The organism is Streptococcus mitis SK575 (assembly GCF_000257865.1).
In the GTDB taxonomy this organism is placed as follows: domain Bacteria; phylum Bacillota; class Bacilli; order Lactobacillales; family Streptococcaceae; genus Streptococcus; species Streptococcus mitis_CQ.
Genome location: NZ_AICU01000074.1, coordinates 1 through 13,007, shown reverse-complemented (window position 1 = coordinate 13,007; position 13,007 = coordinate 1). Strand labels below are relative to the sequence as shown.

Genomic DNA, 13,007 nt, shown 5'->3' with positions numbered 1-13,007 from the left:
GGATTGGTTTCCTAAGTTTTTCTTTTTGTGAATTTTGTACCCAGACAGTATTTGTTTTAGAACCTTGTCTACAGATTAATTTCTTGATAAAATAGAAGTTATGACGAGATATAAAGCAACTATTTCCTATGATGGTTACGCCTTTGCTGGTTTTCAGCGCCAGCCTCATGCGCGTAGTGTTCAGGAAGAAATTGAAAAAACCTTGACCAGGTTAAATAAGGGGCAAGGTATTACTGTTCACGGTGCTGGTAGGACAGATAGTGGGGTTCATGCCCTGGGACAGGTGATTCATTTTGACCTGCCTTATCAAATGAATGAGGAGAAACTTCGCTTTGCTCTTGACACCCAGTCCTCTGAAGATATTGATGTGATTTCAATTGAGCTTGTGTCAGATGATTTTCATTGTCGTTATGCCAAGCATAGCAAGACCTATGAGTTTATTGTGGATAGAGGACGTCCCAAGGACCCTATGCGCCGTCACTATGCCACTCACTTTCCCTACCCACTCGATGTGGAACGCATGCAGATTGCAATCAAAAAGCTAGAAGGAACCCATGATTTCACTGGCTTTACAGCCTCTGGGACTAGTGTAGAAGATAAGGTTCGTACTATTACAGAAGCTAGTCTTAGGGTTGATGAGACAGGCCAATTTTTGACCTTTACCTTTTCAGGAAATGGTTTCTTGTATAAGCAGATTCGTAATATGGTGGGGACACTGCTCAAAATCGGAAATAATCGAATGCCAGTAGAGCAGATTGACTTGATTTTGGAGAAAAAGGACAGGCAACTTGCAGGTCCCACTGCAGCACCAAATGGTTTATATTTAAAGGAGATTCGTTATGAAGAATAATCGTATTTTAGCACTTTCTGGAAATGATATTTTTAGTGGTGGTGGTTTGTCAGCTGATTTGGCTACTTATACCTTGAACGGCTTGCATGGCTTTGTAGCAGTGACTTGTTTGACAGCCTTGACAGAAAAAGGATTTGAAGTCTTTCCAACTGACGATACCATTTTTCAACATGAATTAGATAGCTTGCGTGATGTGGAATTTGCAGGGATTAAGATTGGTCTTTTACCAACTGTCAGTGTGGCTGAGAAGGCATTGGACTTTATCAAGAAACGCCCAGGAGTGCCTGTGGTTCTGGATCCTGTCTTGGTATGCAAGGAAACGCACGACGTAGCAGTTAGTGAACTCTGCCAAGAGTTGATTCGCTTTTTCCCTCATGTTAGTGTAATTACGCCTAATCTTCCTGAAGCAGAATTACTAGCAGATCAAGAGATTAAAACCCTTGAAGATATGAAAACTGCAGCACAGAAATTGCATGACTTAGGAGCGCCAGCAGTCATTATCAAGGGAGGCAATCGCCTTAGTCAGGACAAGGCTATGGATGTCTTTTATGACGGACAAACCTTTACAGTCCTAGAAAATCCCGTCATTCAAGGGCAAAATGCTGGTGCAGGTTGTACCTTTGCCTCTAGCATTGCCAGTCACCTAGTCAAAGGTGATGAACTTTTACCAGCAGTAGAAAGCTCTAAGGCTTTCGTTTACCGTGCCATTGCACAAGCAGATCAGTATGGAGTAAGACAATATGAAGCAAACCAAAACAACTAAAATCGCCCTTGTATCCCTATTAACCACCCTCTCTGTGGTTCTAGGCTATTTCTTAAAAATTCCGACACCGACAGGCATTTTAACTCTTTTAGATGCGGGTGTCTTCTTTGCGGCCTTCTACTTTGGTAGTCGTGAAGGAGCGGTAGTCGGAGGATTAGCAGGTTTCTTGATTGACCTCTTATCAGGCTATCCTCAGTGGATGTTCTTTAGCTTGATCAACCATGGCTTGCAGGGATTTTTCGCAGGATTTAAAGGAAAAACTCAGTGGTTAGGGCTTATCTTAGCAACGATTGCCATGGTAGGGGGCTACGCCTTGGGTTCAACTTTGATGAATGGCTGGGCAGCAGCTCTACCAGAAATCCTACCAAATTTCATGCAAAATATGGTAGGGATGATTGTAGGATTTATCCTTAGTCAAAGTATCAAGAAGATTAAGTAAAGAGGCTGAGTCAAAAGTCTTTCAAATAAGAAAAACGCATAGTATCAGGTGTTCAATACTATGCGTTTTATTGTGGGAAGATTTTATACTCTTCGAAAATCTCTTCAAACCGCGTCAACGTCGCCTTGCCATAGATATGGTTACTGACTTCGTCAGTTCTATCCACAACCTCAAAACAGTGTTTTGAGCTGACTTCATCAGTCTTATATGCAACCTCAAAACAGTGTTTTGAGCAACCTGCGGCTAGCTTCCTAGTTTGCACTTTGATTTTCATTGAGTATTAGATGAATATTAATCAAAATAAAGCAAGTCTTTGCTGGTACTTGTAAAGAGGTCAAAGCCATCCTTGGTAACAACACCGCAGTCTTCAATACGGACACCAACTTTACCAGGGATATAGATACCTGGTTCAACAGAGAAGCACATGCCTTCTTCGATGACCATGTCGTTTCCTTCCATGATAGATGGGAATTCATGGACATCCATACCGATACCGTGACCGAGACGGTGGTTGAAGTATTCACCGTAACCAGCTTTTTCGATGACCTCACGGGCAGCGCGGTCCACTTCATGGGCAGTCACACCTGGTTTGATAAAGTCAAGAGCAGCTTGTTGGGCTTCAAGAGTCAAGTTATAAATATCTTTCTTGAATTGGTCTGGTTTACCAACAGCGACTGTACGAGTCATATCTGAAGCATAGCCGTTGACCAGAACACCGAGGTCAAAGAGGAGAAGAGCATCATTTTCAACCTTATTAGCTGCTGGAATACCGTGTGGATTTGCAGCATTATCACCAGTCAAGACCATGGTATCAAAACTCATTTCATAGCCTTCACGTTTCATGGCAAAGTCGATTTGGGCGATGATATCTGTCTCAGTCTTATCAAGAGAAATATTGTCAAACCCCACTTTAACAGCCTTGTCCGCATAGAGACCTGCAACCATCATTTTTTGCACTTCGTCAGCTGATTTGATGAGGCGCATGCGTTGGATATGAGGTGTGAGATTTTCAAACTCAGCAGTTTCAAAAACGGTTTTTAAACCATGATATTTTGTCAAGATGAGATTGTCAAACTCAACAGCGACACGTTTGAAGTCAAGTTGTGGAAGAGCATGTTTCATTTTTTGCCATGGATTTTCAGAATCCACATAGCCCACAACTGGGAAGGAAACAGTGCTAGTAGCACGCTCCACTTCAAGGGCTGGGACAAAGAGGAGGGGTTCCTGATCCGCTAGGACAAAAAGGAACATCTGGCGTTCATGGGGATCACTGTAAAAGCCAGTGAGGTAATTGATTGTGACGGGGTCAGATACGACAGCGACGTCTAGTTTTTCTGATTCAAGATATGTTACGATTTGTTGTAATTTAGACATATGCTACCTTCTTTCTACCCCTCTATTTTGGCAAAAAAAGAGAGAAAATGCAAGAGAGAAGGGTAAAAGAAAAGACAAAAAGAACTCCGACATGATGGCGGAGTTCTTTGATAGAGTTTTCCTTGGTTTAAGAAAAGTCAGCCTTGCTTTTGACGTCGCTGTATTCTTCAGCGATTTCTTGGCTGAGGATGTCCTCATAAGCAGGGAGTTGAATGTCCTGACCATATTTCTTCTTGAGGGCAGTAGTGACTAGGCGATAAGCAAGATTGGCATTGCGAGAGAGGATAGGCCCGTGGAAGTAAGAACCAAAGACATTCTTATAATGAACCCCTTCGCCGACCTTTTCTTCGTTGTTTCCATTTCCATAGACAACCTGTCCCAGTGGTTTTTGGTCGTCAGAGAGGAAGGTACGGCCCTGATGATTCTCAAATCCATAGTAGGTTTCATTGAAATCTTCATTGTGAATCTTGATGTCACCGATAAAACGGTTATTGGTCTGGTTGAGTGTGTAGTGGCCCATAACCCCTAGCCCTTCGATGTGTTTGCCTGAAGCTTCAACATAATATTGACCCAATAGTTGGAAACCACCACAGATAGCGAGAACCACACCGTCGTTTTGGATGTAGTTGTCAATGCTCTCTTTTTTAGAAGGTAGGTCGTCTGCAATAATACTTTGTTCAAAGTCTTGACCGCCACCGAAAAAGGCAATGTCGTAGTGATTTTCATCAAAGTCATCATGGAGAGAAACGATGTCAACCGTCACATGGGCTCCTAGCTTTTCAGCCACATACTTGAGCATGAGGATGTTTCCATTGTCCCCATAGGTATTCATGAGGTTACCGTAGAGGTGGGCAATGTTGAGCTGATAGGGGTAATTGCCAGCTTTTGAGGAAAGTGAAGTATAAACCATTAGTTCATCTCCTTTCTAACAATCTGACGACTAGCCAGCAGTTCGCGGAACTCCAGCATAGCAGTATAGGTAGCCAGAATATAAGCATGCTTGCAGTCTTGGTTCTCAATGGTCATAAGAACTTGTTCCAGACTACTTGTTTCAGTGATTTTATCAGCTGGATAGCCTGTCACTCGGAGACGACGAGCAATTTCAGAATGGCGAACACCGCCAGCGTTGATTTCGGGAATGTCCATGTCAGTGATTTGTTCAAAATCAGCATCCCAGATCCAGCTGGTGTCAATGCCGTCTGCATAGTTAGCGTTAAGGAGGACAGATAGGCTAAATGGATAAGGTGCTAGTTTAATCATTTCGATAGCTTGAGTTGCACCGACTGGATTTTTAATCAAGACGAGGGTACATTCCTTGTCACCGATATGGAAGGTTTCTTGGCGTCCAAAGACAGCACGGCTCTTATCAAATCCTTGCTTGATTAGTTGTGAATCTGCACCAAGGAAACTGGCGATGGCAACTGCAGCTAAGGCGTTGTAGATATTGTAGAGACCACCGATTTGAATACCATATTCTTGTCCGTCAATGACAAAGCGAGAGCGATTGTTGGTCAACTCAACCAAGTCTGTCAAGCGATAGTCTAAATCAGGACGTTTACATCCACAACCTTCACAGATATAGGCACCCAAGTTTGCATAGGTATTGTGCTCGTATTTGAGGATACCTTGGCAGTCAGGACAGAGAATTCCTTCTGTATTATAGTGAGCCAGCTGGGCTGGGCCTTTTTCCAAGTCAAAACCAAAATATTGTACAGGATTTGGAATAGCTGGCTTGTAGAAAAGTGGACTGTCTCCATTAAGAAGAACAGTGGCAGTAGGTACCTTACGAATAGCATCCAAAATCATCTTGTAAGTTGTGTAAATCTCACCATAGCGGTCCATCTGGTCACGGAAGATATTCGTGATAACAAATAAGCTTGGCTGGATATAGTCACAGATACGAGATAGGCTGGCTTCATCGATTTCTAGAACGGCAATATTTTTCCCAGTTTTTGAAGATTTGGCTGTTAAGAAGGTTGTCGCAATTCCTGTAATCATGTTGGCGCCGCTTGGGTTGGTCAGAACTTGACCATAAACCTCTTTTAAAATGCCGACAGTGAGAGCAGTTGTCAAGGTTTTTCCGTTGGTTCCAGTGACCACGACAATCTCGTAGTTCTTAGCTAGGTTTTGTAAAATATCTTTATCAAATTGAAGGGCGACTTTTCCTGGAAGCGTACTTCCACGTCCAAGACGGCTTAAAACGAAGTGGGAAGAACGCCCAGCAAGAAGGCCCAAAGTAGTTTTTAAGTTCATGTTTCTATTATATCACAAAAGAGGGAAAAGACAGATTTGGTGTTTCGCAGAAGTAAAAACAGCCCCAAGAGGGCTGTTCGATACGACTAAATCTCAACTTAAATCGCAAACAAGTCATTCAAGTTCTCAGCCAAGGTTGGGTGAGTGAAGATTTGTTTTGTGAAGTAAGTGTAAGGAATCTTGTTGTCCATAGCAACAGTGATGATGTTGATGATTTCTTGAGAACCTTCTGAGAAGATGCTTGCTCCAAGAATTTCTTTTGTTTCAGTATTAACCACAGCTTTGAAAGCTCCACGAAGGTCTCCATTTACGTGACCACGAGGCATTGCTGCAACAGGAATTTCCTTAACGGCGTATGGAAGTTTCAAATCAGCTGCTTGGCTTTCAGTCAAACCAACTTGTGAAAGTGCAGGTGTGATAAACATGGTGTTTGGTACATTGAGACGGTCTTCAAGAGTGTAGCTGCCATCTCCAGCAAGGTAGCTGTAAACAACACGGAAGTCATCAAGTGAAATGTAGGTAAATTGAAGGCCACCGTTGACATCTCCAACTGCAAAGACACCAGGAACGTTTGTTTGACAATGTTTGTCTACTTTAATAGCGCCACGTTCAGTTAGTTCAATATCTGTATTTTCAAGTTGAAGTGGTTCTACGTTTGGTTTACGTCCAGTTGCGTAGAGAAGGGCATCGAAACGGTAAGTTTCGTTTTCAGTTACGACAAGGACTTGGTCACCGTCATTTTTGATTTCAGTAGTACGGATATTTTGAAGCAGTTCAATACCATCTTCTTCCATGTATTGTTTAGCAAGAGCTGCGATGGAAGGTTCTGCACGAGGTAGGAATGTATCCAAGGCATCTAGGACTGTAACCTTGCTTCCAAGTTTGTTGTAAAGACCAGCAAATTCAAGACCGATATTTCCACCACCAAGGACTCCAAGGTTTTCAGGCAATTTGTCCAAGTTTTGGATACCTGTTGAGTCAAAGACGTTTTTGCTTGTAGCAAGTCCAGGGATTGGCAAGACGTTTGAAACAGCACCAGTGTTGATGACGATGGTTTCAGCAGTCAGTTCTTTCTTTTCATCACCAGCTTGGATTTCGATGACTTTATTTGAAAGGAAGTGAGCTTCCGCATCAAAGATATCGACGCCAGTACCAGCAACAGTCGCATAGTTTTTACCGTTGAGGCGACCAGTGATAGTGTTTTTGGTAGCAATCACTTCTTCAAAAGACAAGTCTTTCTCAGCAGCAACTAGCAAAGTTTTAGTTGGGATACAACCGATGTTGATACAAGTTCCACCGTACATAGCTTTGCTACGTTCAACGAGGGCAACTTTTTTACCAGCTGAAGCCAATTTACCTGCTAGTGTTTTACCAGCTTTACCAAATCCGATAACGATTAAATCATAAGTTAACATTTAGAGTTCCTCCTATTCGAATTTCATTCTAGCACAAGAAAAAAACTTTTGCACAATTCTGCTACGCTTTAAAAAAGTTTATGAAATAGTGGAAATTATAGCCTTACTTTCTCAGAAAAATCGTTTACATGATATTATCGACGGATTGGGCTATCTTTTGCTTCTCTCTTGTGTTATACTAGATAGGTTGCAAAGAAAACAGTACTTTTCTTTTGTGGAAAAGAAGCAACACGATTTTATATCCAGTATATGAAAATACGTCATAAAAAGAAAAGTATAAACTAAGCCCTATAGGGTGGCTTCGCACCACCTTTAGAAAGAAGAATAACGTGAAATTTAATGAATTAAACTTGTCTGCTGATTTGCTAGCAGAGATTGAAAAAGCTGGTTTTGTAGAAGCTAGTCCGATCCAAGAACAAACTATTCCCTTGGCTCTCGAAGGCAAGGATGTTATCGGTCAAGCTCAGACTGGTACAGGAAAAACTGCAGCCTTTGGCTTGCCTACCCTTGAAAAAATCCGTACAGAAGAGGCGACCATCCAAGCCTTGGTTATCGCTCCAACTCGTGAACTCGCTGTCCAAAGTCAAGAAGAACTCTTCCGCTTTGGTCGTAGTAAGGGAGTCAAAGTCCGTTCAGTATATGGCGGATCAAGCATTGAAAAGCAAATTAAGGCTCTTAAATCTGGTGCCCATATCGTGGTGGGAACTCCAGGTCGCCTCTTGGACTTGATTAAACGTAAGGCCTTGAAATTACAAGATATTGAAACTCTTATCCTTGACGAAGCGGATGAAATGCTCAACATGGGCTTCCTTGAAGATATCGAAGCTATCATTTCTCGTGTCCCTGAAAACCGTCAAACTTTGCTTTTCTCAGCAACTATGCCAGATGCCATCAAACGTATCGGTGTTCAGTTTATGAAAGAACCTGAGCATGTGAAGATTGCTGCTAAGGAATTGACAACAGAATTGGTTGACCAGTACTATATTCGTGTTAAAGAACAAGAAAAATTTGATACCATGACTCGTCTTATGGATGTGGAACAGCCTGAGCTTGCTATCGTATTTGGTCGTACAAAACGCCGTGTAGATGAATTGATTCGTGGTTTGAAAATCCGTGGCTTCCGTGCAGAAGGAATTCATGGTGATTTGGACCAAAACAAACGTCTTCGTGTCCTTCGTGACTTTAAAAATGGCAATCTTGATGTTCTAGTTGCGACGGACGTTGCAGCGCGTGGCTTGGATATTTCAGGTGTGACCCATGTCTATAACTACGATATTCCACAAGATCCTGAAAGTTACGTTCACCGTATCGGTCGTACAGGTCGTGCTGGTAAGTCAGGTCAGTCTATTACTTTCGTATCACCAAATGAAATGGGCTATCTTCAAATCATTGAAAACTTGACCAAGAAACGTATGAAAGGTCTCAAACCTGCAAGTGCAGAAGAAGCCTTCCAAGCAAAAAAACACGTAGCCCTCAAGAAAATCGAACGTGATTTTGCAGATGAGACTATCCGTGCCAACTTTGAGAAATTTGGTAAGGATGCTCGTAAGCTAGCTGCCGAATTTACTCCAGAAGAATTGGCAATGTATATCTTGAGTCTGACTGTTCAAGACCCAGATAGTCTTCCTGAAGTGGAGATTGCACGTGAAAAACCACTGCCATTTAAACCATCAGGTAATGGCTTCGGTGGTAAAGGTAAGGGAGGTCGTCGTGGAGATGACCGTCGTGATAATCGCCGAGGAGACAACCGTCGTGGTGGTCGTCGTGATGATTTCAAAAAAGGAAGTCGTGGCAATGATCGTTTTGATAAGGAAAAACGTTACCGTAAGGATAATAAAAAACCACGCAATACTTCAAGCGAAAAGCAAACAGGCTTTGTTATTCGTAACAAGGGCGATAAATAAGAAAAAGCGGTTCAAAATGAATCGCTTTTTTATATAAGGAGACCAAGGGTGAAAGAAGATGGTGATAGCAAAGGATAGGTGAAATGGAAAGGTATTATCCACCCATATTCTTATGATAATATAATATCAAAAATAAATTAGTTTGTCAATGATAAAAATATATTTTTCTAAAATATTTCAGCTAGTCTAAATTGCAATTAAATAAGCAATTTTCAGATAATAATTGAAAATTCAAGCTTTTTATGTTATAATGATAGCGATTAAATTCGAGGTGAAAAATGGCACATTTATTAGAAAAAACTAGAAAAATTACTTCTATCCTGAAGCGCTCAGAGGAGCAGTTACAGGAAGAACTTCCATACAATGCGATTACCCGTCAATTGGCAGATATTATTGACTGTAACGCCTGTATCGTCAATAGCAAGGGACGTCTCCTTGGTTATTTCATGCGTTACAAAACCAATACAGATCGTGTAGAGCAATTCTTTCAAACTAAGATTTTCCCAGATGACTACATTCAAGGTGCGAACATGATCTACGATACAGAAGCCAATCTGACAGTTGATCATGATTTAAGTATTTTCCCTGTGGAAAGTCGTGCCGACTTTCCAGATGGCTTGACAACCATTGCACCGATTCATGTATCAGGGATTCGACTTGGTTCTTTGATTATTTGGCGCAATGATAAAAAATTTGAAGACGAGGACTTGATTCTTGTTGAGATTGCGAGTACCGTTGTTGGGATTCAACTCCTCAACTTCCAGCGTGAAGAAGATGAGAAAAATATCCGTCGCCGTACTGCTGTTACCATGGCGGTTAATACTCTGTCTTACTCCGAACTCCGTGCTGTTTCAGCAATTTTAGGGGAGTTAAACGGAAATGAAGGGCAGTTGACTGCGTCTGTGATTGCAGACCGTATTGGTATTACCCGTTCTGTGATTGTCAATGCTCTTCGTAAACTTGAGTCTGCGGGAATTATTGAAAGTCGCTCACTTGGAATGAAGGGAACCTATCTTAAGGTCTTGATTTCAGATATTTTTGAAGAAGTGAAGAAAAGAGATTACTAATGACTAAAGCTTTGATTTCGATTGATTATACAGAAGATTTTGTTGCCGACAGTGGTAAATTGACAGCAGGTGCTCCAGCTCAGGCGATTTCGGATTCCATCAGCAAGGTAACTCGATTAGCTTTTGAACGAGGAGATTACATCTTCTTTACCATTGATGCTCACGAAGAAAACGATTGTTTTCATCCAGAAAGTAAACTATTTCCTCCTCATAATTTGATTGGGACTAGTGGACGGAATTTATACGGAGATTTGGGGACCTTTTATCAAGAGCATGGTTCAGACAGTCGTGTCTTTTGGATGGATAAACGCCATTACTCAGCTTTTTCAGGGACTGACCTGGATATCCGTTTGAGAGAGCGGAGAGTGTCTACCGTTATCTTAACAGGTGTCTTGACGGATATCTGTGTTCTGCACACAGCTATAGATGCCTATAATCTAGGATATGATATCGAGATTGTTAAACCAGCTGTTGCTTCCATCTGGCCTGAAAATCATCAATTTGCCCTAGGTCATTTCAAAAATACACTTGGAGCTAAGTTGGTAGATGAAAATCTAAATGAAATTTCAGAGTAATTTGGTTGATGAAATGAAAAATTTTTGAAAAAAGTGTTGACAAGCATCCTAAAAGTTGATATACTAGTAAAGTAATCGACGCGGGGATGGCGGAATTGGCAGACGCGCAGGACTAAGGATCCTGTGACCGCTTTAGGTCGTGAGGGTTCAAGTCCCTCTCTCCGCATAGGATAAGAGTTAGCTTAGGCTAGCTCTTTTGTTTTTATCTAACTTTATGTAGAGCAAAAAATTTTGGCTCTTTTTTCGTATTTCATAAACATTTCATATTTGGATTTTATAATAGTCTTACAAATATGGAGGTGACAAATGAATCCAATCCAAAGAGCTTGGGCTTATGTAAGCAGAAAACGACTGAGAAGTTTTATTTTATTTCTGATTTTATTGGTTCTATTAGCAGGAGTTTCAGCCTGTTTGACTCTGATGAAGTCCAACAAAACAGTGGAAACCAATCTTTACAAATCACTCAACACATCTTTTTCTATTAAGAAGATAGAAAATGGTCAGACCTTCAGGTTGTCAGACCTAGCATCTGTCAGCAAGATTAAGGGACTGGAAACTGTTTCTCCTGAACTCGAGACGGTCGCAAAATTAAAAGACAAGGAAGCAGTCAGTGGAGAGCAGAGCGTGGAGCGTGATGATTTGTCAGCTGCGGACAAGAATTTGGTTAGCTTAACGGCACTTGAAGATTCATCTAAGGATGTGACCTTCACCAGCTCAGCTTTTAACTTAAAAGAAGGTCGACACCTTCAAAAAGGGGATTCAAAGAAAATTCTCATCCACGAAGAGTTGGCTAAGAAGAATGCTCTTTCCCTTCATGACAAGATTGGCTTAGAAGCTGGACAGTCAGAATCTGGCAAAGGACAAACAGTTGAGTTTGAAATTGTCGGCATTTTTTCTGGTAAAAAACAAGAGAAATTTACAGGCTTGTCTTCCGACTTCAGTGAAAACCAAGTCTTTACAGACTATGAAAGTAGCCAAACCCTTTTGGGAAATAGTGAACATCAAGTTAGTGCAGCGCGCTTCTATGTAGAAAATCCGAAGGAAATGGACGGACTTATGAAGCAGGTGGAAAACTTGTCCTTGGAAAATCAAGGCTATCAAGTCGAGAAGGAAAACAAGGCTTTTGAACAAATCAAAGACTCAGTTGCAACCTTCCAAACCTTTCTGACCATTTTCCTTTATGGAATGTTGATAGCAGGAGCAGGAGCCTTAATTCTGGTCTTGTCTCTCTGGTTGAGAGAACGTGTCTACGAGGTGGGAATTTTACTTGCACTTGGAAAAGGAAAGAGCTCAATCTTCCTACAGTTCTGTTTAGAGGTAGTTTTGGTATCTCTCGGTGCTTTGCTTCCAGCATTTGTTGCAGGAAATGCTATTACATCCTATCTGCTCCAAACCCTACTAGCAAGTGGAGATCAGGCAAGCTTACAAGATACACTAGCCAAAACAAGCAGTTTATCAACCAGCATCTTATCTTTTGCAGAATCCTATGTTTTTCTAGTTCTGCTTAGTTGCTTATCTGTAGCTCTTTGTTTCCTATTCTTATTTAGAAAATCACCTAAAGAAATTTTATCATCTATTAGTTAATACTCTTCGAAAATCAAATTTAAACCATGTCAGCTTCGCCTTGCCGTACTCAAGTACAGCCTGTGGCTAGCTTCCTAGTTTAATCTTTGATTTTCATTGAGTATAAGAAGGAGAAATCATGACTTTATTACAATTACAAGATGTTACCTACCGTTATAAGAACACTGCTGAAGCAGTCCTATATCAGATCAATTATCATTTTGAACCCGGGAAATTTTATAGTATTATTGGTGAGTCAGGAGCAGGAAAATCCACTCTCTTGTCCCTACTTGCTGGTCTAGATAGTCCTGTTGAAGGTTCCATACTTTTCCAAGGAGAAGACATTCGTAAGAAGGGCTATTCTTACCATCGCATGCACCATATTTCCCTGGTCTTTCAAAATTATAATTTGATAGATTATCTTTCTCCACTGGAAAATATCCGCTTGGTCAACAAAAAGGCAAGCAAGGATACACTGCTTGAGCTTGGTTTAGATGAAAGTCAGATCAAGCGGAATGTTCTCCAGTTATCAGGTGGTCAACAGCAACGTGTTGCCATTGCTCGTAGTTTGGTCTCAGAAGCTCCAGTTATTCTAGCTGATGAGCCAACGGGAAATCTGGACCCTAAAACTGCTGGAGATATTGTCGAACTGCTCAAATCACTTGCCCAGAAAACAGGTAAATGTGTAATCGTCGTTACCCACAGCAAAGAAGTGGCACAAGCGTCAGATATTACACTTGAGTTGAAGGACAAGAAACTGACTGAAACTCGCAATACGACGAAATAATATGAGCTTTTTCTGTT

The 13,007-nt window shown here is 41.3% G+C and carries 12 protein-coding genes and 1 tRNA gene; 9 read left to right on the top strand and 4 right to left on the bottom strand.

Going from position 1 to position 13,007, the window contains the following annotated elements; all coding sequences use genetic code 11:
- Window positions 1-100: 100 nt before the first annotated feature.
- The 3 genes from truA to HMPREF1048_RS09150 are packed head-to-tail and all read left to right on the top strand — an operon-like array spanning window position 101 to window position 2,052.
- On the top strand, window positions 101-850 hold the full coding sequence (gene truA, locus HMPREF1048_RS09160; protein WP_000199193.1) for a tRNA pseudouridine(38-40) synthase TruA: 750 nt from the start codon (window positions 101-103) through the stop codon (window positions 848-850).
- Window positions 840-1,613 carry a bifunctional hydroxymethylpyrimidine kinase/phosphomethylpyrimidine kinase gene (locus HMPREF1048_RS09155; protein ID WP_000794758.1) on the top strand — a complete coding sequence of 258 codons (774 nt, stop codon included), beginning with the start codon at window positions 840-842 and terminating at the stop codon, window positions 1,611-1,613. Before truA ends, HMPREF1048_RS09155 begins: the two co-directional genes overlap by 11 nt.
- Window positions 1,591-2,052 (top strand): ECF transporter S component, encoded by a 462-nt coding sequence (locus HMPREF1048_RS09150; RefSeq protein ID WP_000814999.1) that lies wholly within the window; start codon window positions 1,591-1,593, stop codon window positions 2,050-2,052. The genes HMPREF1048_RS09155 and HMPREF1048_RS09150 overlap by 23 nt, the downstream gene beginning before the upstream one ends.
- Window positions 2,053-2,343: 291 nt before the next feature.
- On the opposite strand, the gene HMPREF1048_RS09140 is transcribed toward HMPREF1048_RS09150, so the two are convergent.
- The 4 genes from HMPREF1048_RS09140 to HMPREF1048_RS09125 form a co-directional block, all read right to left on the bottom strand.
- Complete coding sequence (locus HMPREF1048_RS09140) at window positions 2,344-3,426, bottom strand: M24 family metallopeptidase (protein WP_000040938.1); 1,083 nt, start codon at window positions 3,424-3,426, stop codon at window positions 2,344-2,346.
- A 127-nt stretch (window positions 3,427-3,553) separates the two neighbouring features.
- Window positions 3,554-4,336: a lipid II isoglutaminyl synthase subunit GatD gene (gene gatD, locus HMPREF1048_RS09135; protein WP_000263165.1), complete on the bottom strand. Its 783-nt coding sequence runs from the start codon at window positions 4,334-4,336 to the stop codon at window positions 3,554-3,556.
- Window positions 4,336-5,679, bottom strand: coding sequence for a lipid II isoglutaminyl synthase subunit MurT (murT, locus tag HMPREF1048_RS09130; RefSeq protein ID WP_001050248.1), 1,344 nt, complete (start codon window positions 5,677-5,679; stop codon window positions 4,336-4,338). The genes gatD and murT overlap by 1 nt, the downstream gene beginning before the upstream one ends.
- A 98-nt stretch (window positions 5,680-5,777) precedes the next feature.
- The gene (locus HMPREF1048_RS09125; protein WP_000958933.1) at window positions 5,778-7,094 is read right to left on the bottom strand and encodes an FAD-containing oxidoreductase; all 1,317 of its coding nucleotides are present in this window, start codon (window positions 7,092-7,094) and stop codon (window positions 5,778-5,780) included.
- 329 nt (window positions 7,095-7,423) lie between these two features.
- Here HMPREF1048_RS09125 and cshA point away from each other — a divergent pair, with 329 nt between their 5' ends.
- The 6 genes from cshA to vex2 all read left to right on the top strand — a co-directional run bounded on the left by cshA (window position 7,424) and on the right by vex2 (window position 12,990).
- Window positions 7,424-8,998 (top strand): degradosome RNA helicase CshA, encoded by a 1,575-nt coding sequence (cshA, locus tag HMPREF1048_RS09120; RefSeq protein ID WP_000671117.1) that lies wholly within the window; start codon window positions 7,424-7,426, stop codon window positions 8,996-8,998.
- Window positions 8,999-9,276: 278 nt separating this feature from the next.
- The gene (gene codY / locus HMPREF1048_RS09115) at window positions 9,277-10,065 is read left to right on the top strand and encodes a GTP-sensing pleiotropic transcriptional regulator CodY (RefSeq protein WP_000940738.1); all 789 of its coding nucleotides are present in this window, start codon (window positions 9,277-9,279) and stop codon (window positions 10,063-10,065) included.
- The gene (locus HMPREF1048_RS09110) at window positions 10,065-10,640 is read left to right on the top strand and encodes a cysteine hydrolase family protein (protein WP_000158733.1); all 576 of its coding nucleotides are present in this window, start codon (window positions 10,065-10,067) and stop codon (window positions 10,638-10,640) included. Before codY ends, HMPREF1048_RS09110 begins: the two co-directional genes overlap by 1 nt.
- Before the next feature lie 80 nt (window positions 10,641-10,720).
- Window positions 10,721-10,806, top strand: a tRNA-Leu gene (locus HMPREF1048_RS09105).
- 140 nt (window positions 10,807-10,946) lie between these two features.
- Window positions 10,947-12,224, top strand: coding sequence for an ABC transporter permease (locus tag HMPREF1048_RS09100; RefSeq protein ID WP_001068281.1), 1,278 nt, complete (start codon window positions 10,947-10,949; stop codon window positions 12,222-12,224).
- A 118-nt stretch (window positions 12,225-12,342) separates the two neighbouring features.
- Entirely contained in the window at window positions 12,343-12,990 is a 648-nt protein-coding gene (vex2, locus tag HMPREF1048_RS09095) for an ABC transporter ATP-binding subunit Vex2 (protein WP_000173744.1), read from the top strand.
- The last annotated feature ends 17 nt before the right edge of the window (window positions 12,991-13,007 follow it).

Bases quoted from the DNA above. Each gene is read 5' to 3' on its own strand.
- HMPREF1048_RS09140 (WP_000040938.1), bottom strand. From the start codon at position 3,426: ATGTCTAAATTACAACAAATCGTAACATATCTTGAATCAGAAAAACTA.
- HMPREF1048_RS09110 (WP_000158733.1), top strand. From the start codon at position 10,065: ATGACTAAAGCTTTGATTTCGATTGATTATACAGAAGATTTTGTTGCC.
- HMPREF1048_RS09150 (WP_000814999.1), top strand. From the start codon at position 1,591: ATGAAGCAAACCAAAACAACTAAAATCGCCCTTGTATCCCTATTAACC.
- HMPREF1048_RS09125 (WP_000958933.1), bottom strand. From the start codon at position 7,094: ATGTTAACTTATGATTTAATCGTTATCGGATTTGGTAAAGCTGGTAAA.
- HMPREF1048_RS09155 (WP_000794758.1), top strand. From the start codon at position 840: ATGAAGAATAATCGTATTTTAGCACTTTCTGGAAATGATATTTTTAGT.
- truA (WP_000199193.1), top strand. From the start codon at position 101: ATGACGAGATATAAAGCAACTATTTCCTATGATGGTTACGCCTTTGCT.
- murT (WP_001050248.1), bottom strand. From the start codon at position 5,679: ATGAACTTAAAAACTACTTTGGGCCTTCTTGCTGGGCGTTCTTCCCAC.
- codY (WP_000940738.1), top strand. From the start codon at position 9,277: ATGGCACATTTATTAGAAAAAACTAGAAAAATTACTTCTATCCTGAAG.
- vex2 (WP_000173744.1), top strand. From the start codon at position 12,343: ATGACTTTATTACAATTACAAGATGTTACCTACCGTTATAAGAACACT.
- gatD (WP_000263165.1), bottom strand. From the start codon at position 4,336: ATGGTTTATACTTCACTTTCCTCAAAAGCTGGCAATTACCCCTATCAG.
- HMPREF1048_RS09100 (WP_001068281.1), top strand. From the start codon at position 10,947: ATGAATCCAATCCAAAGAGCTTGGGCTTATGTAAGCAGAAAACGACTG.